This is a genomic window from Kribbella italica, from assembly GCF_014205135.1.
Classification (GTDB): domain Bacteria; phylum Actinomycetota; class Actinomycetes; order Propionibacteriales; family Kribbellaceae; genus Kribbella; species Kribbella italica.
In genome coordinates, this window is record NZ_JACHMY010000001.1 from 6,128,373 (window position 1) to 6,151,121 (window position 22,749).

Annotated in this window: 21 protein-coding genes; 5 read left to right on the forward strand and 16 right to left on the reverse strand. The window is 69.9% G+C overall.

Annotated features, from left to right (window positions below; genetic code table 11):
- Window positions 1-2 precede the first annotated feature (2 nt).
- Both pdhA and HDA39_RS28500 read right to left on the reverse strand, forming a co-directional pair.
- A complete protein-coding gene (gene pdhA, locus HDA39_RS28495; protein WP_184800320.1) occupies window positions 3-1,172 on the reverse strand; it encodes a pyruvate dehydrogenase (acetyl-transferring) E1 component subunit alpha in 1,170 nt (389 codons plus the stop codon).
- Between the two features lie 354 nt (window positions 1,173-1,526).
- Window positions 1,527-2,858: a phytase gene (locus HDA39_RS28500; protein ID WP_184800323.1), complete on the reverse strand. Its 1,332-nt coding sequence runs from the start codon at window positions 2,856-2,858 to the stop codon at window positions 1,527-1,529.
- 176 nt (window positions 2,859-3,034) lie between these two features.
- On the opposite strand from HDA39_RS28500, the gene HDA39_RS28505 reads away from it, so the two are divergent.
- On the forward strand, window positions 3,035-4,015 hold the full coding sequence (locus HDA39_RS28505) for an EamA family transporter (RefSeq protein WP_184800325.1): 981 nt from the start codon (window positions 3,035-3,037) through the stop codon (window positions 4,013-4,015).
- 468 nt (window positions 4,016-4,483) lie between these two features.
- On the forward strand, window positions 4,484-5,080 hold the full coding sequence (locus HDA39_RS28510) for a hypothetical protein (protein ID WP_184800327.1): 597 nt from the start codon (window positions 4,484-4,486) through the stop codon (window positions 5,078-5,080).
- A gap of 122 nt (window positions 5,081-5,202) precedes the next feature.
- Here the strand turns inward: HDA39_RS28510 and HDA39_RS28515 are convergent, their stop codons facing one another.
- The 5 genes from HDA39_RS28515 to HDA39_RS28535 all read right to left on the reverse strand — a co-directional run bounded on the left by HDA39_RS28515 (window position 5,203) and on the right by HDA39_RS28535 (window position 10,580).
- Window positions 5,203-5,916 carry an SDR family NAD(P)-dependent oxidoreductase gene (locus tag HDA39_RS28515; protein WP_184800329.1) on the reverse strand — a complete coding sequence of 238 codons (714 nt, stop codon included), beginning with the start codon at window positions 5,914-5,916 and terminating at the stop codon, window positions 5,203-5,205.
- Window positions 5,917-5,944: 28 nt separating this feature from the next.
- Window positions 5,945-7,024, reverse strand: coding sequence for a histidinol-phosphate transaminase (hisC, locus tag HDA39_RS28520; RefSeq protein WP_184800331.1), 1,080 nt, complete (start codon window positions 7,022-7,024; stop codon window positions 5,945-5,947).
- A gap of 78 nt (window positions 7,025-7,102) precedes the next feature.
- Window positions 7,103-7,975, reverse strand: coding sequence for a dimethylarginine dimethylaminohydrolase family protein (locus HDA39_RS28525; protein WP_184800333.1), 873 nt, complete (start codon window positions 7,973-7,975; stop codon window positions 7,103-7,105).
- A gap of 372 nt (window positions 7,976-8,347) precedes the next feature.
- Entirely contained in the window at window positions 8,348-8,965 is a 618-nt protein-coding gene (locus tag HDA39_RS28530; protein WP_184800335.1) for a PEGA domain-containing protein, read from the reverse strand.
- A gap of 46 nt (window positions 8,966-9,011) precedes the next feature.
- A complete protein-coding gene (locus HDA39_RS28535) occupies window positions 9,012-10,580 on the reverse strand; it encodes a phage tail tip lysozyme (protein WP_184800337.1) in 1,569 nt (522 codons plus the stop codon).
- Window positions 10,581-10,750: 170 nt separating this feature from the next.
- On the opposite strand from HDA39_RS28535, the gene HDA39_RS28540 reads away from it, so the two are divergent.
- Window positions 10,751-11,419: a GntR family transcriptional regulator gene (locus HDA39_RS28540; protein ID WP_184800339.1), complete on the forward strand. Its 669-nt coding sequence runs from the start codon at window positions 10,751-10,753 to the stop codon at window positions 11,417-11,419.
- Here HDA39_RS28540 and HDA39_RS28545 read toward each other — a convergent pair whose 3' ends face one another.
- The 8 genes from HDA39_RS28545 to HDA39_RS28580 are packed head-to-tail and all read right to left on the reverse strand — an operon-like array spanning window position 11,420 to window position 20,448.
- Window positions 11,420-13,483, reverse strand: a complete 2,064-nt coding sequence (locus HDA39_RS28545; RefSeq protein WP_184800342.1) for a glucosidase family protein — start codon at window positions 13,481-13,483, stop codon at window positions 11,420-11,422.
- On the reverse strand, window positions 13,480-14,700 hold the full coding sequence (locus HDA39_RS28550) for an enolase C-terminal domain-like protein (RefSeq protein ID WP_337925931.1): 1,221 nt from the start codon (window positions 14,698-14,700) through the stop codon (window positions 13,480-13,482). Before HDA39_RS28550 ends, HDA39_RS28545 begins: the two co-directional genes overlap by 4 nt.
- Window positions 14,697-15,491 carry an SDR family NAD(P)-dependent oxidoreductase gene (locus HDA39_RS28555; RefSeq protein ID WP_184800345.1) on the reverse strand — a complete coding sequence of 265 codons (795 nt, stop codon included), beginning with the start codon at window positions 15,489-15,491 and terminating at the stop codon, window positions 14,697-14,699. The genes HDA39_RS28550 and HDA39_RS28555 overlap by 4 nt, the downstream gene beginning before the upstream one ends.
- Before the next feature lie 15 nt (window positions 15,492-15,506).
- Window positions 15,507-16,331, reverse strand: a complete 825-nt coding sequence (locus HDA39_RS28560; RefSeq protein ID WP_184800347.1) for a carbohydrate ABC transporter permease — start codon at window positions 16,329-16,331, stop codon at window positions 15,507-15,509.
- Complete coding sequence (locus HDA39_RS28565; protein WP_184800349.1) at window positions 16,328-17,215, reverse strand: ABC transporter permease subunit; 888 nt, start codon at window positions 17,213-17,215, stop codon at window positions 16,328-16,330. The genes HDA39_RS28560 and HDA39_RS28565 overlap by 4 nt, the downstream gene beginning before the upstream one ends.
- Complete coding sequence (locus HDA39_RS28570; RefSeq protein WP_184800351.1) at window positions 17,212-18,495, reverse strand: ABC transporter substrate-binding protein; 1,284 nt, start codon at window positions 18,493-18,495, stop codon at window positions 17,212-17,214. Before HDA39_RS28570 ends, HDA39_RS28565 begins: the two co-directional genes overlap by 4 nt.
- Window positions 18,496-18,508: 13 nt before the next feature.
- Entirely contained in the window at window positions 18,509-19,213 is a 705-nt protein-coding gene (locus HDA39_RS28575; protein WP_337925932.1) for a FadR/GntR family transcriptional regulator, read from the reverse strand.
- A complete protein-coding gene (locus HDA39_RS28580) occupies window positions 19,210-20,448 on the reverse strand; it encodes a DUF4185 domain-containing protein (RefSeq protein WP_337925933.1) in 1,239 nt (412 codons plus the stop codon). Before HDA39_RS28580 ends, HDA39_RS28575 begins: the two co-directional genes overlap by 4 nt.
- Window positions 20,449-20,581: 133 nt before the next feature.
- Here HDA39_RS28580 and HDA39_RS28585 point away from each other — a divergent pair, with 133 nt between their 5' ends.
- Window positions 20,582-20,968, forward strand: coding sequence for a phage holin family protein (locus tag HDA39_RS28585; protein WP_184800355.1), 387 nt, complete (start codon window positions 20,582-20,584; stop codon window positions 20,966-20,968).
- 13 nt (window positions 20,969-20,981) lie between these two features.
- Window positions 20,982-21,419: a low molecular weight protein-tyrosine-phosphatase gene (locus HDA39_RS28590; protein WP_337925934.1), complete on the forward strand. Its 438-nt coding sequence runs from the start codon at window positions 20,982-20,984 to the stop codon at window positions 21,417-21,419.
- A gap of 4 nt (window positions 21,420-21,423) precedes the next feature.
- Here HDA39_RS28590 and HDA39_RS28595 read toward each other — a convergent pair whose 3' ends face one another.
- Window positions 21,424-22,635, reverse strand: a complete 1,212-nt coding sequence (locus tag HDA39_RS28595; protein ID WP_184800359.1) for a pyrophosphate--fructose-6-phosphate 1-phosphotransferase — start codon at window positions 22,633-22,635, stop codon at window positions 21,424-21,426.
- Window positions 22,636-22,749: the final 114 nt, after the last annotated feature.

Here is a 22,749-nt window from a genome sequence, read left to right on the forward strand (position 1 = left end):
GCTCAGCCCTCGCCCTCTGCGTTGAAGGAAGCGGCGTACGCGGCGTACTGGTCACGCTGCTCGGCCAGCTCGTCCGGCATGTCGACGTACGCGTACTTGAAGAAGTCGGTCAGCTCCGGGTCCGGCATCGCCAGGCAGCCCTGACGCAGCTCGGCGGCGACCTGGTCGGCCTCGGCCTCGACCTGGTCGAAGAAGTCGTGCTCGACACCGGCCTGGCGGGCCAGGTACGCCTTGACGCGCTCGATCGGGTCCTTGAGCTTCCAGTACTCCAGGTCCTCCGACAGCCGGTACTTCGTCGGGTCGTCGGACGTGGTGTGCGCGCCCATCCGGTACGTGTAGGCCTCGACCAGGGTCGGGCCGCTGCCTTCGCGGGCCCGCTTCAGCGCCTGCTGGGTGACGGCGTACGTCGCGAGGACGTCGTTGCCGTCGACGCGGACGCCGGGGAAACCGAAGCCGGCCGCGCGCTGGTAGAGCGGGATCCGGGTCTGCCGGTCGATCGGCTCGGAGATCGCCCACTGGTTGTTCTGGCAGAAGAAGACCACGGGGGCGTTGAACACCGAGGCGTAGATGAAGGCTTCGTTCACGTCGCCCTGGCTGCTGGCGCCGTCGCCGAAGTACGCGATCGTCGCCTCACCGTTCTCCGGGTCGCCGACCGCGTGGTCGCGCTGCTGACCCATCGCGTACCCGGTCGCGTGCAGCGTCTGGGCGCCGATCACGATCGTGTAGAGGTGGAAGTTGTTGTCCCGGGGGTCCCAGGCGCCCTGGTCGACGCCGCGGAACAGGCCGAGCAGGTTCAGCGGGTTGACGCCCTGGCAGAACGCGACGCCGTGCTCGCGGTAGGTCGGGAAGACCATGTCCTTGCGGTTGAGCGCGCGCCCGGAGCCGATCTGGGCGGCCTCCTGGCCGAGCAGCGAGGCCCACAGGCCCAGCTCGCCCTGGCGCTGCAGCGCGGTCGCCTCGGTGTCGATCCGGCGGACCAGCGTCATGTCCCGGTAGAAGCCCTTGATCGCCTCGTCGTCGAGGTCGAACGAGTAGTCCGGGTGCTCGACGCGCTCACCTTCGGGCGTCAGCAGCTGGACGAACTCGACCTCCTCGGAGGCCTGCGGGGGACTGACCGGCGCCTCGACGGGCGCGAACACTTCCGGGGCAAGGCCCGGCACCGACTCACTCACATGCACTCCTCGGGGGTTCGAGCGCGGGATCGCCGCGACCGCAACTTGCACGCTGCCGGCCTGACCAGCCGGGTGAGGCCTCTCAGACAGGACCGCGTGGGTCCAGGGTTGATGCACCGTCCGGCAGTGAACCTCCTCACTGGTACCACTGCCCATCTTGCCGGACACCGTACCGAGCCGGTGGTGGTTGCGCTAACTGTCTGGACGCCAACTCGTACGCCGGTACCGAAACGCGTGCCGCCCTGAGACACCAGTCCATCAAGTGGTCATATCCGGGGCGCCCGGCACGCTCGGAGCGGGCGATGTGACGCCCGCTGCCCGCTCCGAGTGTTTTGTGTCACAGCTTCGTACCGATCAGGGCAACTGCTCCAGCCGGACCAGTTTGAAATTGGTCCCCTCCCGGTCGCCGTCGCCGGGCGTGTTCTCGCCGTCGTGGACCGCGAGCAGGCCGTGCGGGAACCGGGCGCCGAGCGGCTGGGTCGTCACGGCCGCGCCGTCGCTGTGCTGAACGCCGTCGGTCGCGTGGCCGTCGACGACCTCGAAGCCGGCCCGGTAGGTGAGGCCGCGGGCGTCAAGCCGGTAGACCGCGAAGGTCGAGTCACCCTGGCTCGAGGCGTAGAGGGTCTTGCGGCCGTTCTTGTACGCGATGGTCAGGCCCTCGGCGTCCGCGCTGAGGTACTTGCCGGCGTCCGGCCGGGCCGGGCCGGTCGGGGCGCACTCCTCGGTCTCTTCGTCGTACGCCGCCGGCTGGCCGAACTCGCGAACCTTCTCCAGCAGCTCCGGCTTGCCACGCAGCGGGACCCGCCAGATGCCGACGTGCTCCTGAGCGGCGTACAGGGTGCGGGTGGTCCGGTCGAAGACCATGCCCTCGAACTGCGGACGGTCGCCCGGCTCCTCGCAGGGCGCCCAGGTGCTGCCGTCGCGGAGCTTGAAGCTCGTCGGGAAGTCCCACCGCGTCACCGGCTTGTAGGTGACCTTCGCGCCGTCCGCGACCAGGCGGAACAGCCCGATCCGGGCCTCGCTGCGCCGGGTGACGGCGACCAGCGGGCCGAGCGGGTCCGCGAGCACCGCGACGCCGTACGCCGTGCGCTGTTCCTGCACCTCGTCGGTGTCCTTGCTGAAGACGAGCGGGGCCTTCGCGCTGGTGAGGTCGGTGAGCACCTTGTCCTTGGCGTCGGCGCCGCGACGGTCGACCGAGTAGATCCGCAGCTGGTCCCGGCCGCGGTCGGTGACGACGGCGAGATCCCTCAGGCGGCCGCCGAGTACGGCGTTCTGCACCAGGTCGACGTTGTTGAACCGGCCGGGCTCCTGGCCCTCTTCGGGCGCCGGCGGGGTGGCGATGTGCTGCAGCTCCTTGCCGGTGAGGTCGACGGCAGTCAGTCCACCGTTCTTGAGCGCCCCGAGCACGACGGACTTCTCGGGCCTGGTCGGACTGACCCAGATCGCCGGGTCGTCGGCGTTGGCGTCACCACCCGCCGCGTCGTCCCAGTTCGGCGCGGTCTCGGCCACAGCCCGGACCTGGGCAAGCGCGGGCGCCCTGCTCGCGGCAGCGGATCCGGCCGCCCCGGCGAAGCCGGTGGCGGGGGCGGCGCGCCCCTCCCCCTCTCCCCACCCAGCCGCCCCGGCGGAGCCGGTGGCGGCGGCAGCAAGCAGCACGCCTGCGGTCAGTGCAGCGACGTAGCGCATGTTCTGTCTCCTCACGGTTGGCGGTCACGATCGCGGGAGCCGATGACGGCCGGTTGGCCGGTGCGTGAACCCGGCAGGAAACCGTCGGCGGCTGGCAGGGAATCCCCTTGCCGCCGCCCGGGCCGCCGACTAGCGTAAGGATCGTCTTGCAGTTTTACTGGTTACAAGGAGATCTGATGGCCGCCTCCGCACCCGTCGTCCCGGCACTGCCCGACGCCCGGAGCGCGTCGCCCGCGATGATCTGGTTGGCGCTGGCGATCGTGTACGTCGTGTGGGGCTCGACGTACCTGGCGATCCGGATCGTGGTCGAGGCGCGGATCCCGCCGATGCTCGGGATGGCGACCCGCTTCCTGGCCGCCGCCCTGCTGCTGGCGACGTTCCTCGTCCTGCGCTCCGGCGGCCGCCGGCTCAACGTGACCCGGCGCGAACTGCTCGGCTCGGGCGTCGTCGGGCTGCTGCTCCTCGCCTTCGGCAACGGCGCGGTGGCGATCGCCGAGCAGACCGTGCCGTCCGGCCTCGCGGCGCTGCTGGTGGCCGCCGTACCGCTGTGGCTGATGCTGCTTCGCGTCGGTGGCGGCGAGCGCCCGCGGGTGCTGACCTGGACCGGCGTCCTGATCGGCTTCGCCGGCGCGGCCCTGCTGTCGGTCTCCGGCGGCAACACCAGCGCGAAGCCGCTCTCGGTCGCGATCCTGGTGCTCGGCACGATCAGCTGGGCGATCGGCTCGCGCTTCTCGCCGCGGCTCGGGCTGCCGAAGGACCCGCTGGTCGCGACGACGTACGAGATGGCGATCGGCGGTACGGCGATGATCGTGATCGGCGTGCTCCGCGGCGAGCCCGCCCGGCTGCACCTCGGCGCGGTGGACTCGAAGGGCTGGTTCGCACTGGCCTACCTGGTCGTCTTCGGCTCGCTGCTCGCGTACACGGCGTACTCGTACTTGCTGGCGAACGCTCCGATCTCGCTGATCGGCACCTACGCGTACGTGAACCCGGCGGTCGCGGTGTTCCTCGGCTGGCTGGTCCTGAGCGAGCACGTCACGACGACGATCCTGCTGGGCGGTGCGGTCGTCGTCCTGGGTGTGGCACTGGTGGTGACCGCCGAGCGGCGGCCCGCGGTGGCGACGACCAGGTCGGGCGCCGGCGCTCCGCCCGCGGAGTAGACCACTCGCTCGCGCGCGGGCACCCGCGCGCGGAAGGAAGAGGAAAGACCCGGGCTCCCATGGGGTGCCCGGGTCTCCCACCGCTGCCGATGCGCGCGGCAGCGGGTCCTCAGTTGCCGGTCGCGCGCTGTGCCCCGAAAAAACACGGCGCGAACTCCGGCAATAGTGCGACGACATACCGATTCATCATGGTATTGCCGATTCGACGGCCACCGAGCCCACCGAAAATCTCCATGAATCACCGGGCGATCCGTCTCCCGCGATGACACAACGAGGAAATCGGGGATGAGTTACGGGCTGGGCAAGTTTCCTGGTCAGACAGCAGTTGCTGCAATGTCAGGCATCTCCTCGGCAGCGCTCCCGAGACGCTTTCGAAACAAAAGTCCTCGAAGAATTCTGTAACCCCCATGACCAGGTGTCGTTACCCACTAAGACGAATCCGTCGAACCCGAAAGGAAACCTCGCACAATGCAGGTAACACGCAAGATCGCCGCTGCTGCGGCCGTGGCGACCGTCGCCACGCTGGGCCTGGCCACCGTCGTCAGCGCGAACATGATCGACGACACCAAGGCCAACAGCGGCCTTGCTGACACCGTCTCCTCGGCCTCCAAGGGCTACGGCGACAAGGGTGGCCACAAGTGGTACGGCGTTGACCGCGACGGCGGCCTGCTGGCCATCGACGACAACAAGGTCGGCCCGTTCCAGGCCTGCGACAACTTCATCCCGGTGAACGCCGTGGGCGTCCAGGTCCCGGTCAAGGACATCGTCGGCATCGTCGGCTTCGACCAGAACGGCAACTCCGCCACCGCGGTGAAGACCTGCGAGCAGGAGGTCGGCCAGAACGACCACCACGGCAAGTGGTACCGCGCCGGCGACGACGGCCTGATCTCGGTCTCGGACAACAAGGTCGGCCCGTTCCAGGCCTGCCACAACGACATCCCGATCAACGCCGTTGGCGTTCAGGTTCCGGTTTCGGACCTGACCGGTCTGCTGGGCCTCGACCAGAACGCGAACGCGGTCGAGTCGCTGAAGACCTGTGAGCAGGAAGTCGGCCAGAACAACTGACCCTCCCTGGTCAGTGATGCAGGACCCGAACCTGTCCCCTCGGTGGGGTGACTGATTCGGTAGCACCATCCGAACGGCACCGGGAAGAAAGCCTCACTCCTCCCGGTGCCGTTCTTCTGTTGTCAGAGCTCGCGCAGATCGACGACCGAACCACTCGGCAGCGCCCGGTCCACCAGCGACCAGATCCCCTGGGCGGCCTGCCGCGGCGTGACCAGTCCGCCGGTGCGCTGGAGCTCGCGGAAACGCTCCACCGACGGGAACGCCCGCTCGTCGGCCTTCCGGATCTCGCCCTGCATCGCGGTGTCGACCACCCCGGGTGCGACCGCGACCACCCGGCACCCGTTCGGCTCCAGGCCGACCGTCCGCACCCAGTGGTCGACCGCGGCCTTTCCTGCGCCGTACGCCGACCATCCGGCGTACGGCTTCTTCGCGGCGCCCGACGTCAGCATCACCAGGTGCTTCTCACAGTCCAGCCCCGCCGTCGCCGCCAGGAACGACCGCCCCAGCGCCTGAGGCGCCGCCGAGTTCAGCAGCACGGCCCGCGCGTACGCCGCCGCATCGACCTCCCCCGCCGGCCCGATCGGCACGACGGTCCCCGCGTTGTGCACGAACACCACCCGCTCGCCCGCGAACCCGGCCAGCTCGTCCACGAAGTGCTGTTCGACTCGCTCCCACTCCGACGGCTCAGCCAGGTCCACCGCGAAGTGCTCGGCCGGACCACCCCCACGCCGTGACAGATCGATCACCCGAGAGTCCGGCCAGGGCACGTCCGTGGCCAGCGCGGCGCCGATGCCCGCCGAGGCACCGGAGATCCAGACCAGTGTTTGTCCGCTCACGCCGCCAACGTACCGACGGCGGTGGACTTCACTTGCGCCAGGTGCGGGCGACCTGGAGGAAGAGGTTGTTGGCTTCGGCCTCGCCGATGGTGACCCGGGCGCCTTCGCCGGGGAACGGGCGGACGGATACGCCTTCGGCCTGGACGGCTTCGGCGAAGGGGACGGTGTCGTCGCCGAGTGGCATCCAGACGAAGTTGGCGTGGGTTTCGGGGACGTCCCAGCCGGCCGCCTGGAGCTCGCCGACGACGCGGCGGCGCTCGTGGCACAGGGCCTCGACCCGGTCGAGGAGTTCCTGCTCGGCCTGGATGGACGCGATCGCGGCCGCCTGGGCGACCTGGCTGACGCCGAAGGGCAGGGCGCACTTGCGGATGGCGGCGACCACCGGCGGGTGGCCGATGGCGTAGCCGACGCGGAAGCCGGCCAGGCCGTACGCCTTCGAGAACGTGCGCAGGACGACCACGTTCGGGCGGTCGCGGTAGAGCTCGGCGCCGTCGACGGTGTCCGGCTCGCGGACGAACTCGCGGTACGCCTCGTCGATCACCACCAGCACGTTCGACGGGACGACGTCCAGGAACGCGAGCAGCTCGTCGCGGCGGACGACGGGACCGGTCGGGTTGTTCGGCGTACAGACCAGCACGACCCGGGTCCGGTCGGTGATCGCGGCTTCCATCGCCTTGAAGTCGTGCCGGGCGTCCTCGGTCAGCGGCACCCGCACCGACGTCGCACCGGTCAGCTGCACGGCGATCGGGTACGCCTCGAAGGACCGCCACGCGTAGATGACCTCGTCGCCGGCGGCGCAGGCCGCCTGCAGCAGGTGGTAGAGCACCGCGACCGAGCCCGTGCCGACCGCGAGATCGCTGACCGGTAGGCCGAACCGCTCCGACAGCGCCTCGAGCAGGTCGACCGCACCCATGTCCGGGTACCGGTTCATGTCCCCGGCCGCGGCCGTCGCCGCGGCCAGCACGCCCGGCAGCGGCGGGTACGGGTTCTCGTTGCTGGACAGCTTGTACGTCGGGCGGCCGTCGGTGCGCTCCGGCGGACGGCCCGGCTTGTACGCCGCGACGTCGTCCAGGCAGGGGCGGAAGCGGACCTCATCCTGTGCGGTCATGACCGCAGGCTAAGTGCTTCACCGGCCCGGGCAGAAGAGCTAACGCGGCGACTGTACAAACTGTCCAGCCAATCGGGATCAGTCCGGCAGAATGACCTCTCCACCGGCGACACCGATCCCGGAAAGGTCGAAATCTAGCGGGTTCGTCATGCACCGCGCCGAGCCGCCGCCCTTGTGGAACTCGGACAGGTCGAGCACGACGACGCGCAGCCCCAGGCCGGTCAGGATCTCCCGCAGCCGCGGCGAGCAGTCCGGCATCAGGATCGTCTCGCCGACCACGACGGAGTTGCCGCTGAACGCGAACGCCTCCTCGTCGGTGAGCACGATCGGCTCCGGCACGATCTGCTCCAGCCGGCCCCGGCTGGCCGCGCCGAAGGCCGGCGGGTAGACCATCGCGTGGGTGCTGTCGACCGGGCAGAACGGCAGGTCCAGGTGGTACATGCCCTCGTGCGCGATCCGCAGGCCGCGAACCCGGATGTTCCACTCGGTCGCCAGGTGCTTGAGCGCCAGTGCCTCGGAGCGGTGCCCGTAACCGACGACCAGGGCGTCGCCGAAGACGAACGCGTCACCGGACTCGAAGTGCGGGCCGACGCCGTCGGTGCCGGTTCGGCCGAGGGTGAACCCGTTGGTGGTGAACCAGTCGGCCGCGGAGAGGGATTCCTTGCGACGGGGCTCGAAGCGCATGTGCGAGAGCATTGCGCGGCCGTCGGCGGTGGCAAGGCCGACGTTCATGGCGTAGACCATGTCGGGTGAGTCCGGGCGTTGGTCGAGGACCTCGACGGTGCCGCCGGCGTCGACGATCGCCTGACGCAGCGACTCCCACTGCTTGGTCGCCAGCTTCGGATCGGGTTGGTCCTGGGTCGACATGTACGGGTTGATCACGTAGTCGATGCGGTAGTGGTCCGGACGGACCATCAGGTTACGGCGACCCCACCCCAGCGGCTGACCCATGGACGCACCTCTTCGCACTCTGATCCGTGATCGACGGATTCTCTGATTGTCCGACAATCAGTCAGTTTGCAGATCTGCTTGAGTGGCGTCAAGCCGCTCGGGGTGCGTGGGGTGGGTGAGGGCGGTCGTGGTGCGGCGACGGGCTTGAACGGGGGGAGGTATGTGCGGGCGCCGCCGCAGGGGTGGCGGGTGGGCGGTTAGGTGCGGAGGTCTTGGGTTTTAGGCTCGGCGCGGGGGGGTGCTTACAGGCAGCTGAGTGGGGGTTCAGCGACTATTTGCTGCCTTGGCGGTGGGGGCGCGCGTTGTTCGGCGGTGGGGGCGCGCGTTGTTCGGCGGTGGGGGCGCGCGTTGTTCGGGGGTGGTGGTGTGGGCTTACGAAGTTGTCCAGACGATGTCCAGGGTGGCGGGGTCGTAGCCGTGGCCTTCGATCCATTGGAGGGCCTTGGTGCGGCCCTCGGGGCTGAAGGTGCGGATCTTGAGGGAGATCGCTTCGGGGTTCTTCGGGTCGGACTTGGACGCGCCGTACGTCGCCTTGAAGCCGGGGCCGACGTACGGGAGTTCGCGCATGACCGGGTACTTCGCGGCCAGGCGGCGCTGGATCTCGTCGTACCGGCGGCCGGCCTCGGCCTCGGCCTCGAGGGCCTGCTCGGGGTTGTTCTGGGTCCAGGTCCGGCCGGCGGGGCCGTTGGAGTACAGGTACATCTTGACCGACAGCGGGTCGCCGCCCTTGGCGGTCACGGTCTGGGTGTAGGTCTCGAAACCGTCCCGCTCGGCCTTCAGCGTGTGCTGGCCGGCCTTGATCTTGACCTCGCCGTTCGCCGCGATCGGCTGCCCGTCGATGGTCAGGGTCAGGTCGTTCGGGATCGATCGCACGGTCAGCTTCGACTCCGCGCCGCCGCGGAAGACCAGGTAGCCGCCGACCAGCACCACCAGGATGACGACCACGACGCCGCTGAGCAGCCACAGCCGCGGCAGCCTCTCGTCCTCCATCAGTCTCTCCCTCGGTCGTTGCGGGCGGGCGGTCGGTACGGGTCGGTCAGGCCTTCGGGGTCGGCGGGTTCTTCAACCGGGCGGCAGCGAACTCGCTGCCGATGTTGTAGGTGTTGCCGGCCTCCGGGACGTGCCCGTGCAGCGAGGCGGCGGCCGCGTCGTAGCCGTTGAACTCACCGACGAACAGGTACGTGTGACCGGGCCCGATCAGGATGTCACCCGGTTTCAGCTGCTCGGTGGTGATGTTGTCGTACACGTCGTACTTGCCGGAGTTGCGCAGGTACGGTTCCTGGATGCTGGTGCCGCGGACCGGGTAGTCCGGGTCGGCGCCGCTCATCCGCATCACGGTCGCGACGAACACGCCACAGTCGGAGTACTCGTCGGTGCCGGTCGAGCCGTTGTACTCCGGCATCGCCGCCTGGTACTCCGGCTTGGCGTCGCCCTTGTTCTTGCCGTGGCCGGGAGTGTCCCAGGCGAGATTCTTCGCGGTCGCGACGATGTCCATGTTGCCCGCGCCGCAGCCACCGCCACCCGGCGTGGCACCGTCGCCGAAGGTCGCCATGACCTCGACCGCGGTCGCCTTGCGCTCGGTGTACCGCGGGTTGCTCAGGTCCTCGGACCCGGCGAAGCGCTCGAAGTACTGGCCGAACGCGACCGCGGCGGCCTCGACCCCGTTGGCCGCGTGGAGCTTGTCGCCGGCGTTCCCCTCCGGCAGCGGTCCTTCGCCGTTCAGCTGCTTGAGCAGGAACTCCAGCTGCCACTCCAGCGACGCGACCTTGGCCTCGTCGTTGTTGGTGGCCTCCATCGACGGGTTGATCATCTTGCCGGCCGGCGTCCACTGCACGATGCCCCAGCCGAGCTCGCTGCCGCGGGCCGCGCTCGCGCTCGTCTCGACGCCGGGCGCCGTGTTCTGCAGGCGAGCCGGCTCGACGCTCGACTCGTGGATCATGTTGCCGACGATGCCGGCGGCCTGCTCCTTGCTGAACCCGTTCGACGCGAAGAAGTTGAAGGCCTTCTCCTGGTTGTTGCCGCCGACCAGCGGGCCGCCGCCGCACCCGCAGCCACCGGACGACTCGGTGGTGTCCTCGCCGAGCTCGTCGGTCGGGTCCTGCGGCTGGAGGTCGCCGCCGCCGTTCTCGCCGCCGCGGATCCGCAGCTCGAAGTGCAGGTGCTCGCCGTCCTCGCCCGGGTCCTCCTCGTCGCCCTCGCCGGACTTGCCGATCTCCTGGCCGCGGGTGACCTTGTCGCCGACCCGGACGCTCTTGGACTCGAAGAACTGGTACCAGGTCTGCACCGCGTCGTCCTGGTGCTTGATCTTGATCCAGTCGCCGGCGGTGTCGATCACCTCGCCGTCCTCGGCGGCCATCACCTTGCTGCCCTTGTCGACGTCGAAGTCGAGGCCGGTGTGCTTGGGGTCGCCGTCGTCCCAGCCCTCGGACGGCTCGTGCTCGTCGGTCGGCCAGCCGAACGCCTTGCCGGCGCTCGTCGCCGGCGCGCACTCCGAGGCCTGCCCGATCGAGCCCATCGAGGTGAGCAGCATCGCCAGCACGATCAGCAGCGGGAGGACCAGGACGAGCCCGACAGCGCTCAGCGCCGGCAGCGCTTTACCCTCCATCGCGTCCTCCTGGTCGATCAGCGGCTCTCCGGGCGGAGAGTGGGCGGCCGTCGTTCGCCTGGGAACAGACTGCCCGAAAAGGGGCTCATCATGCCGGGAGTTGTCCACAGGTCGGGTCCCGGACGGGTGCCGCGCGCGACAACGGCCCCTGACTGGACGAGAATCCTCCCATGTACGAACGGCTGCGGGTAGATCGCTCGACCACGGTGGACCGGGTCGTGGACGCGCTCCGGGCCGCTCTCTTCGCCGGTGACCTCGAACCGGGGACCCCGCTGCGCGAGCAGCCGCTGGCGGAGGCGCTCGGCGTCGCCCGCAGCACGGTCCGCGAGGCGATGACGATGCTGGTCACCGAGGGCCTGGCGGTCCGCGAGCCGAACAAGGGCGTCAGCGTCGCGATCCTGCACCCGGCCGCGGTCGCCGACATCTGCCGGGCGCGGTTCGTGCTGGAGTCGGCCGGCATCAAGGCCTGGTACGACGCCGAGGAGTCCGCCCGGGAGCAGGTCCGGGTGGCGATGCGGGAATTCGCCGCGACGGCCAAGGACGGCGCGGACCCGGAGGCGATGACGGAGACGCATCTGGCGATCCACCGCAGCCTGGTCGCGCTGACCGGGAGCGAGCGGCTGATCGCCACGGCCGACTCGATCACGGGCGAGGCCAGGCTGGCGCTGGCTCGGGTGGACGCGCTCCGGCAGGACGCGAAGCAGCAGGTCGCGTCCCACCGGAAGCTGATCCGGCTGCTGGAAAAGGGTGAGCTCGACGAGTGCGTCGAGGAGCTGCGGAGACATCTGGCGGGGGCCGAGGAGTCTCTGCTGGAAGCCATCGCGATCCCGCACAGCTGATCACTGCACAGCAGTCACCCCATCAGCAGTGACGTCGTAGGTGGACGCCCCGATGCGCAGGCCCAGCAGGCGAGCGTCGGGGTCGAGCGTGCTCAGCTGGGGGTTCGCGGCGACAGTGCCGTCGAGGCCGACCTGCAGACCGAACACGCCCTCGAGGATCAGGCTCACCCAGGAGCCGGACGACGAGCAGGACCAGTCGATCAGGTACGGGAACTGCGGCGGCGACTTCCGGGCTCCGCCGGCCATCGCCGGGACAGCCTCCTCGACGAAGTGGGCCTGGCCGCACGGTCCCTGGTTCGCCGTCTTCGCCAGACCCGGTAGCCAGTCCAGTGCGACGTCACCGCGGCCCAGGGCGAACAGCGCCCGCCCGGCGTCCGCGGGCCACGCCGGGTACGCGCCGTTCCACTGGTGGTCGGGCCGCAGGCTGAACGCGGCGTCCGCGTCGTACGGCGACAGCGCCCGCATCCAGGTCGGCGTCTGCAGCTCCCGCTGGAAGAACTCGACCATCTCGGCGCGCTGCGTCTCGGACAGGTCGTCCGCCATCGTCGTACCGACGATGTTGAAGTCGTAGCAGTGCCGCACCGGGAACAGCGTCCCGTCCGGCTGGCGGGCGTGCCAGAAGCCGGCGCCCTCGATGTACAGCTCGTTGACGTGACCGGCCTGCTCGTCCGCCTCCTTGCGCAGCAGTTCGGCCCGGTCGACGTCACCGCCGCGCTCGACGACCTCAGCAGCCACCCGCAGGCACCAGACGTTCGCCGCGTTGAAGCTGGCCACCTCGTGGACGTAGCTGCTGACGCACTCCATCAGGTTGTCGATGCCGCCGTAGTCCGCGAGCGCGTGGTCCTTGCGCAGCCCGCGCCACGCCGTCGCCCAGTCGTGCAGGTGCTCCGCGACGGGCTTGCGCGCGGTCTCCCGGCCGACCGGTGCCGCGAGGAAGTCGCCGTCCCCGGTGAACCTGACGTAGTCCCGTACCAGCCGCGTCATCGCGAAGTCGTTGACCGAGTACCAGTAGCCGACCGGTCCGCCGGTGAGCCACTCGGTCCCGAAGTGCGCGTGGGTGTCGAGGTCGATCCAGTGCTCGATGTGGCGCCGCATCGGCGCGGGGTCGAGCAGCGCGTGGGTCAGCGAGGAGAGGCTGTAGTCCCAGATGAACGTCGTGGTCTGCCAGTACCGCGGCATCAACGTGTCGTAGGTCCGGCCCAACACGCTCGCCGGGTTGTCCCGCCGGAACCAGATCACCCCGAGCACGCCCCACCAGTACAGCTTGCGCAGCGCCTCGTTGGACGTCTCCAGCACCGGCAGCGACCCGCTGAACCCATCACCGTCCGGGTCGAACGCGTCAGCCAGCGCCTGGTCCCACAGCTGCTCGGCTGCCACCAGGACACCGGGTACGTCGGCCACGCAGGCGTCGTAGTGCTCGCCCGCCTCCTCCAGCGTCCCGGCGAGGACGTGGACGTACCCGAGCCGAGCCCGCCCCGAAGCATCGAGCGTGAGCGTCGTCTCGACGAGAGACTGCCCACGGACCTCCCCCGGTCCGTCGAGCCCCTGCAGGCTCACCGCGGACGCCGACTCACCGGTCCCCACCAGGGCGACGCGCCCGTCGGCCGCGGCGAGATTGTTCGGCTCCGACGGCGGCTCTGGTCGCAGCCAGCCGGTGGGCGAGCGGGTCGCCGTACTGGCCAGCGCCAACCCGATCCGCACCTCACGGCCGGGCGTCCCCTCGACCTCCAGCTGTACGACGACCGCCGGGCGTCCCGGCGCACACGCCGTCGTAGTCCGCAGCGACAGCGCATCGACCGTCGTCGAGCGGACCACACGGTCCGGCTGCCAGACGACCTCGACCTCACCGCCGTACGAGCGGGCCAGCCGGCCGTCGACGTACAGCTGGCCGGTGATGCAGTCGCCGTGCGAGTACGGCGGGAAGTTCACACTCCGCACGGCGAACACGTCCAGGTCGACCTGTGCCGTGCCGAGGAAGTTGGTCAGCCCGGGCGGGTTGAACATGTCGTCGTAGGTGTGGGTGAGGACGTCGCTGGAGAGATCGACGGAGCGCGGGATGGTCATACGGGAGCCCAATCGGTGTTCGGGAGCAGGGGGTACCAGTCCGGGCGGGCCGGGTCGCGGTCGTACGGGTAGGGGCCGAGCTCGCGGAACAGCTCGGCGTACTCGGCGAGCTTGTCCCGGTCGAGCTCGACGCCCAGACCCGGGCCGTCCGGTACGGCGATCGCGCCGTCGACGTACGGAAGCTTGCCTCCGGCAATGACATCGTCCCGCAGGTGGTGGTAGTGCGCGTCGGCGGCGAAAGCCAGGTTCGGTACGACGGCGCCGAGCTGCAGCATGGTGGACAGTTGGATCCCCAGCTCGCCCGAGGAGTGCACGGCCACGCCGAGCTGGAAGGTCTCGCAGACGCCGGCGGCCTTCACGCACGGGCGGATGCCGCCCCAAAAGGTGGTGTCGAGCAGGATCACGTCGACCGCGGGGTCGCGGACGTTCGCGGCGAGCTGCTCGAAGTTCACCACCACGGTGTTGGTGGCCAGCGGGATCGGCGTCTTGTCGCGGACCCGGCGCATCCCGTTCATGCCCCAGGTCGGGTCCTCCAGGTAGTCGTTGTCGAGGTCCTCGATCCCGCGGGCGAAGCGGATCGCCTCCTCGACGCTGAAGGCGCCGTTCGGGTCGAACCGGACGCGGTGCCCGGGGAACGCCTCGGCCAGCGCCCGGAAACAGTCGCGTTCGTAGTCCGGCGGGAAGACGCCACCCTTCAGCTTGTGCACGCCGAACCCGTGCTCGTCGACCAGCGCCCGGGCGTGCTCCACCAGCTGCTCGGGCGTCCTGATCTCGCCGCTGCCGTCCTCGGCCGGGTGCCGGAAGAACAGGTAGCTGGCGAACGGCACCCGGTCCCGGACCTTGCCGCCGAGCAGCTCGTGCACCGGTACGCCGAGCGCGCGGCCCTGCAGGTCGAGGCAGGCGAACTCGATCGCGGCGAGCAGCTGGGTGCGGTTGTTGTAGAGGCTCGCGGTCGGGTTCGCCAGCATCCAGCGCAACGCCTCGGTGCGCGCCGGGTCGTGCCCGAGCAGGTACGGCTTCAGCCCGGCGACCGCGGCCTCGGCGCTCTGGCCGCCGCCGCCCATCTCGCCGAGGCCGATCAGGCCGTTGTCGGCCTCGACCTCGACCACCGTGCGGACGAACCGTCCCCAGTGCGCGCCGTTGCTGTGCCGCAACGGCGCCTCCAGCGGCACCGTCACCGTGGTCGCCCGGACGTCGACGATCTTCAGCCCGCTCACTTGGCCTCCTCCGGCAGTACGACGGCCAGCCCGGCGGTCAGCCCGCCGTCGACCTTCACGTCGGCCCCGGTCACGAACGCCGCCGGCGGGGAGGTCAGGAAATGGATGACGTCGGCAACTTCCTGCGGCGTCGCCACCCGGCCGAGCGGGTGCGAGCGGCCCCACTCGGCAACGACCTCGTCGGTCGACCGGCCGCCGCCGAACTCCGCGGCCGAGGTCCGCAGCATCGGGGTGTCCACCGAGCCCGGGCAGACCGCGTTGACCCGGATGCCGTCGGCCGCGTGGTCCACGGCCATCGCCCGGACCAGCGAGAGCAGGGCGCCCTTGCCCATCGCGTACGCCGCGACGCCGTGCTGCGCGGCGTACGCCTGGACGGAGGCGACGACGACGACACTGCCGCCGCGGGACAGCAACGGGACGAACGCCTGGCAGGCGAAGAAGACCCCGCCGACGTTGACCGCCATCACCTCGTCGTACACCTGGTACGACGTGTCCGTGACGGTGCCGTAGCGCTGGACGCCGGCCGCGCAGACGAGCGCGGACAGGCTGTCGTCGCCGAGCGCCGCCGCGACCTGCCGCGCTGCGCCCGCGAGCGCGTCGCGGTCCCCCACGTCGACGACCAGTGGGACAACCTGCCCACCGAGCTCGGTCGCCAGCGCCGCCAGGGCATCGGCGTCCCGGTCCAGGGCGAAGACCCGGGCCCCGGCCTGGACGAAGCGCTCGACCGCGCCCCGGCCGATCCCGGCGGCACCACCGGTGACCACGACGGTGCGAAGCGGTTCCTGTGACATGGAGATCCTCCGAGATCAGAACTGCCCGAGGGCCAGGCCCCGGGAGAAGAAGCGTTGGGCGGCCAGGAAGAGCACGACCGTCGGCAGCGACACCAGCAGGCCGCCGGCCAGCACGGTGGGCAGCGCGGCGCCGCCGTACGTGCTCTGCAGGCCGGTCAGGGCCGGCATGATCGGCCGGACCGAGTCGGACTGGCTCAGCGTCAGGCCGAGCAGCAGGTCGTTCCAGACGAACGTCGCCTGCAGGATGAAGATCGCGGCCAGCGCGCTGCCGGCCATCGGCAGGTAGATGCTGCGGAAGATCCGGAACAGGCTGCCGCCGTCGACGATCGCGGCCTCGAACACGCTGCGCGCGATCCCGGTGAAGAAGTTGCGCATCACGAAGGCCGAGAACGGCACGCTGATCGCGGTGTAGACGACGACCATGCCGAGCCTGGTGTCGTACAGGCCGGAGCTGGCGTAGCCGGAGAACAGCGGCATCAGCACCATCTGCAGCGGGAAGATCGTGCCGCCGAAGATGAACACGAACCACAGGAACCCGCGCCGGAGCCGCAGGACGACGATCGCGTACCCGGCGGCCGCGCCGATCAGGACGGCGAGCACCGGCGCTACGACGCTGTAGAGCGTGGTCGCCAGCACCGTGCCACCGAGCGCGGCCTTGTCCCAGGCGTCGGCGAAGTTCGCGAACAGCGAGAACCCGTCCGGCTTCCAGACGGTGGCGGCGTTGTACCCGTCGACCGGTTTGGCCGCGTTCACGACCAGCAGGTAGACCGGCAGCAGCCAGATCAGCCCGAGGACGGCGAGCAGCACCGTGCGGACCGAGCCCGAGGAGGTGTTCTTCATCGTGAGTCCCCGTCCGCGAGCTGATAGCGCAGGTAGAGCACCGACGCGGCGAAGGTGACCAGGCTGAGGAACAGCGCGATCGCCGCGCCCTGGCCGTAGTCGTTGAGCACGAAGGTCTCCTTGTACATCGACAGCGCGAGCGTCTCCGACGACGTACCGGGTCCGCCCTGCGTCATCACCCAGACCACGTCGAAGGTCTTCAGGCTGCCGACGATGGACAGCCCGATCACGACGGTGGTGATCGGCCGCAGCTGCGGCCACAGGTGGTGGGCGAACAACCGGAACCCCTCGGCGCCGTCGAGCCGGGCGGCCTCCAGCGGCTCGGCCGGGATGGACTGCAGGCCGACCACGAACAGCAGCGCGTTCACGCCGGCCGCCTGCCAGGTGACCGCCACGATCATCATCAGCGTGTTGCCCGGACCGGCCTGCAACCAGCCCGTACTCGCGCCGGGCAGCCCGAAGAAGCCGAGCGCCTGCCCGAGCGCGCCGTCCGGCTGCAGCACGAAGCCCCAGATGACGCCGACCGCCACACCGGAGATCGCGTACGGCAGCAGGAACGGCAGCCGCAGCCAGGTGCCCCAGCGGTGCCCGTACGTCAGCACCGCGATCACCAGGCCGAGCGCGACCGGCAGCGTGACCATCCCGACCACCCACAGCAGCGTGTTGGTCAGCGCCCCGATCAGGTCGGGGTCGCTGAACATCGCCTTGTAGTTGGTCAGTCCGGACCACACCGGTGACTCGAGTCCGTCGTAGTCGGTGAAGCTGACGTACGTCGTCCAGAGGAACGGCACGTACAGCAGCAGCGCGACGACGCCGACGGCCGGCAGTCCGAACAGGGGCGCTGCCCGACCACCAGTACGGGCGTCGCGGACAGCCGAGCTCACTTCTGCTTGGCCCAGTACTCGTCCGCCTCGGCCTGGATCTTCTGCAGGCCCGGCATCGGGTCACCCGGCTTGGTGACGAACGCTCCGAACACTTCCAGCGCCTTGGTCGCGACCGGGACCGGCGTCGCCTCGAACCAGCGGTTGATCAGCCGGTAGCCCTCGCCGCCGACGTCCTTGTTCAGGCTCGCCAGGCTCGGGTCCTTGACCTCGGCCTTCGGGTTGAAGGACAGGTCGCCACGGGCGTTCGCCCAGGCCGTCTGCGCCTGCGGGCTGACCCACCAGTCGTTCCACTTGGTCACCGTCGAGCTGTGCTCGCCCTTGGCGGCCGAGCAGACCGGGCCGGTCTCGAAGATCATCGAGGTCTTCGGCAGCGCGGCGTTCACGTTCGGGATGACGAAGAAGTCGTAGTCGGTGCCGGCCTTCATCTTCAGCGTGTTCAGCGAGCCGCTGAACCAGGTGCCGAAGTTGATCATGCCGACGTCGCCGTTCTTCAGCTGGCTCTGCGGCTCGGTCTTCGACCCCGGGTCGCTGAACAGGCCGGCCTCGATCATCTTCTTCCAGTCGTTCATCACCTCGACCACGCCCGGGTCGGTGTACTTGGCCTTGCCGGTCGCGAGCGCGTCGTACAGGTCCGGGTCCTTACCGGCCAGCAGCGTCTCGAACCAGACGAAGCTGAACAGGATGTTGGTCTGGTAGAACGGCTTCACCCCGGCCGCCTTCACCTTGTCGGCGACGGCGAGCAGCTCCGGCCAGGTCTTCGGCGTCGCGGTGATCCCGGCCTTCTTGAAGACGGCCTTGTTGTAGTACATCACCCAGTAGCCGGCGTTCAGGGGGACGCAGTACTGCTTGTCGTCGTAGGTGAAGTACGGCTTGAGCGCCGCCGGGATGTTGCCATCAGCAACCGCCTTGGTCCACTGGTCGGTGGTCTCGGCGACCAGGTTCTGGTCGACCAGGTCCTCCAGCTCCTTGCCGGTGTGCCAGGTGAACAGGTCCGCCTTCTCCTTGGTCCGGAACGACGACCTGATGAACGCGGTGTAGGCGTTGGAGTCGGAGTACCCGACCGGCTCGATGCCGACCCCGGCGTCCTTCTTGCTCGCGGCGCCGACCTGGACGAAGGCGTCCTTCCAGCCGCCCTTGTCGTTGTAGAACTTCAGCGAGTCGACGGGCTTGTCCTCGCCCTTCGCGGCCGGGGAACCACCACCGCCGCAGGCGGACAGGGCGAGCGCGCCGGCCACCGCGAGTGCGGTGAGCGCGGTGCGGCGATTGGCGAAGCGTGACATGGGTCGACCTCTCTCAGGGGTGCTGGACGCGTTCGTTGATGACGGCGAGCACGCCGCCCAGGTGTTCACGGGTGAGCCGTTCGGCCAGCGCGACGTCGCCGGCCCGGACGGCGGCGAGAATGGCCTGGTGCTCGACCAGGTCGGTCTGCCGGTCGCCGTGGATGTGCAGGATCTCGAGCTGCTCACGGACGTTGACGACGGTGACGGACTCGACCACCTCGGCCAGCGTCGCGTTGCCCGACGCCTGCGCGAGGTTGCGGTGGAAGTCCATGTTCACCTCGGCCAGCCGGGCGTGGTCGCCGACGGCGATCAGCTCCGCGGCCGCGGCCAGATCGGTCGCCATCCGGTCGAGCGCCTCGGCGCCGCGGACCTGGGCGGCCAGCGCCGCGACGGGCGGCTCGATCAGGGCCCTGGCCTGGAGCAGCTCGACCAGCCGGTCGGCCGACGGGGTCGGGGCCAGCGGGTTGGCCAGCACGAGCCGGCCGATGTGCGGCCCGACGTACACGCCGGAGCCGTGCCGGAGCTCGACCGCGCCGGTCGCCTCGAGCCGGCGCAGCGTCTCGCGGACGGTCGGCACCGCGACCTTGAACCGGTCCGCCAGGGACCGGACCGACTCGAACTGGTCGCCGGCGGCCAGCTTGCGATCGGCGATCAGCGCCAGCATCGACGCGGCCAGATCGTCGAGCAGCGTACGTCGTACGACGCCTGGCGTGCTCACGGGCCGCTGTCCCGGGTGAGGGTGACGCCGGTGAACCTGGGCCGGTAGATGCTCACGTCGGCGTACAGGTCGTTGTTGGCGTCGAGGCTGTTGACGTTGTGGCTGACCAGCAGGGTGTTGCCGCGGCGCAGGTCGGGGTGCTCGTGGGAGTTGTAGGTGATGATGTCCGCGTCGCCGTAGCTGCCCGACGCGCCGGTCTCCGGCGTCCGGTACAGCTCGACCTGGTTGACGAACGGGCCGGTCGGCGAGCAGGAGAAGTAGCCGACGACGCGATCGCTGAACAGCTCGGTGGTGTCGTGCGTGACCAGCAGGTAGCCGTCACCCCAGCGGGTGACGCTGTGCTCGTTGGCGACGCCCTCGAGCACCCGTGCCGAGGCGGTCTCGTCCGCCGACCAGCCACTGCCCGTCCAGTACTGCCAGGGCGCCGCGGCCAGGTCGTCGCCGCGGACTCGCGCGACGTGCTCGTACTTCGACGCGCCCAGGTCCTCCACGCCGTACACGTAGGTGTACCCACGGTCCCGGAGCAGCCACGCGGACCACTGGACGTTGGCCGCCGACGGCAGCGGGACGAGCTTCTGCAGCTTCAGCGTCTTGCTGTCGAACCGGGCCAGCGAGTTGCTCGCCCAGCGCCAGTCCCACTGGCCCGTCCCGGTCCGCTCGAACCGCAGCGCGACGACGTCGAGGTTCCGGCCGGCCTTGCTCGTCCCCGCGGCGCCGAACCAGTACCAGCCGTTCGCGGGCGGAGGGACCAGCGCGGTCGGGTCGTTCGCCGTACCGCCGGTGACGGTCTTCAGGGAGTTGCCCCGCTGGACCATGAAGGAGTTGTTGATGAACGGCGTCGTGGTGGGACGGCTGCCGTCCGGGTTGACCGGGCCGAGGAAGGTGTCGGAGAAGATCCAGGCCGTCCGGCCGCCGGGCAGGCGGACCGAGTACGTGCTGTCGGCGCCCGTCCAGCCCTTGCCGGTGTCGCTGTAGGCGTTGAACAGGGCCTCGGGAGCGGCGTGCGGCCGCGCGGTCGCTTTCCAGTTCGTCCGTACAGTGGCGCAGCTCCGCGACCCGGTCTGCGCGGCGAACGCGTGGGCCGGCGCGGTGGTGGTCGCCGGGGCCCGGAGGTTGCCGATGACGGGCGGAGGGCCGGTTTCGGCGGCGGCGGGCGACAGGCTCGTGGCGGCGACCGCGGCGGCCAGGGTGGTGGCGGCGGCGATCCAGCGGCGGTGTGACTTGTTGTCCTTCACCATCATCCTCTTCGGCAGGGATTGACCACACGTAGAAAATGATCTGATCACTTGGTCATTAGCCTGTCAAGACTCGGGACGCCTCAGGGTCACCGGTCGGCCGTCGCGGCACCGGAGATGGGAGGATCGGGGTATGAAGAACCTGATCATCAAGTTGCTGGCGAACGCCGTGGCGCTGGCGGTGGCGAGCTGGGTCGTCGGGGGGATCACGCTGGAGGGGGCGACCACCGGAAAGCGGGTGCTCACGCTGCTGATCGTCGCGGCCATCTTCGGCATCGTGAACGCGGTCGTGAAGCCGATCGCCAAGCTGCTCTCGCTGCCGTTCATCATCCTGACGCTGGGCCTGCTGATCTTCGTGATCAACGCCCTGATGCTGCTGCTGACCTCCTGGATCACCGGCAAGCTGGACGTCCAGTTCCACGTCGACGGGTTCGTCGCGGCGCTGCTCGGCTCGCTGGTGATCACCCTGGTCGGCGTCCTGCTGAACGCCGTCCTCCCGGACAAGGCCGAGATCCGCTGAGATGAGTCCCGCGGTGAGGCGCGTCGAGGTGGTCTGTACGGGCAACATCTGCCGCTCGCCGGTCGGCGAGATCGTCCTGCGCGCCAAGCTGGCCGAGGCCGGCCTGACCGACGTCGTGGTGACCAGCTCGGGGACGAGCGGCTGGCACATCGGCGACCCGATGGACTCCCGCGCCGCCGCCGCGCTGGCCCGACGCGGGTACGACGGGAGCGCGCACCGGGCGCAGGAGTTCCGCAGCTGCTGGTTCGCCGAGCGCGACCTGGTGCTGGCGATGGACTCGGGTCACCTGTCCGCGCTGAACCGCCGCCTCGGCGACGAGGTCGTGACGGTCGAGCTGTTCGCGGACGTCGACGTACCGGACCCGTACTACGGCGAGGACGAAGGCTTCGACGACGTGCTCGACCAGATCGAGAAAGCCGCGGACACCTGGGTCGCGCGGCTCTCCCGATAACGCCTTACGGCTGGCCGATCTCCGCCTTCAGCGCGGTGAACCACTCCACGCCCGCGTCGAACTCCTTGCCGCCGGCGATCCGCGGGAACTCGATCGCGCGCAGCTCGTCGCCGCGCTCCTCGTCGTGGCCGACGACCCCGGACTCGCCCCGCAGCGCCGCGTCCACGGCGTAGTCGGTGCACTCCTTGATCAGCGCCAGGTCCTTGTCGTTGGCGGCGGCCGAGCGGCTGAAGTACCCGCTCTTCTGCACCATCGTCTTCTCGGCGCCGATCCGCTCGGCGAACTGCTTGGCGAACCAGGCCCCCGGGTTGATCGTGTCCAGCTTCACGTGCCCGAACGGGTCCCGGCCGACCTCCTCGCCGCGGGCCTCCAGCTCGGCCACGATCGCCGGGACGCCGGCGCCCTCGGACAGGAAGATGTTGACGCAGTCGTTCTCGTCCATGACCGCCTTCAGGCGCTCGGCCTCGGCGTCCAGGTCGATCGTTGCCTCCGGCACGTACACGGCGTGCACGTCCCAGCCGCCGGACGTCAGGCCGATGCCCGGGTTCCACTCCTGGTCCTTGACCCACTCGCGGTAGGCCAGCGCGGTGGCGGCGGTCAGCCAGCCACAGTTGCGGCCCATCACCTCGTGCACGACGAGCATCCGCGGGTTCGAACTGTGCTCGGCGATCACGTTGCGGGCGAACAGCGCGCCCTGCTCGGCGGCGGTCCAGGCACCGAGGCTCTGCCGGATCGGCACCACGTCGTTGTCGATCGTCTTCGGCAGGCCGACCACGGTCAGGTCGTAGTCGTGCTCGTGCAGGTACGCCGCAAGGTCGGCGGCGGTGGTGTTGGTGTCGTCGCCGCCGATCGTGTGCAGCACGTCGACGCCGTCGGCGACGAGTCGCTCGGCCGCCACCTGGAGGGCGTTCTGGCCGTCGGCGATCAGGCCGCGCTTGACCAGGTCGGCGGTGTTGGTCAGCTTGACCCGGCTGTTGCCGATCGGGCTGCCGCCGAACTTGTGCAGCAGACCGGCCTGGGCCCGCACCTCGGGCGTCACGTCGACGTACCGGCCGCTCAGCAGGCCGTGGTACCCGTTCAGGTATCCGATGATCTCCACGTCCGGCGCCACGGCGGTGTAGCGCTGGATCAGTCCGCCGACGGCGGACGACAGGCAGGGCGCGAGCCCACCCGCGGTGAGAAGGGCAACTCTGCGGACAGGCTTGTCGGCAGCCATGGGTCGGGTCCTTCCGAAGGTCGCTGAAGTCGCTCCCAGCGTAGTGAGGCAGACCACTTCCAACGCTGGTCGGGGCCCACCAGGCGGACACGGGCCCGACCGAAGTACCCGGCC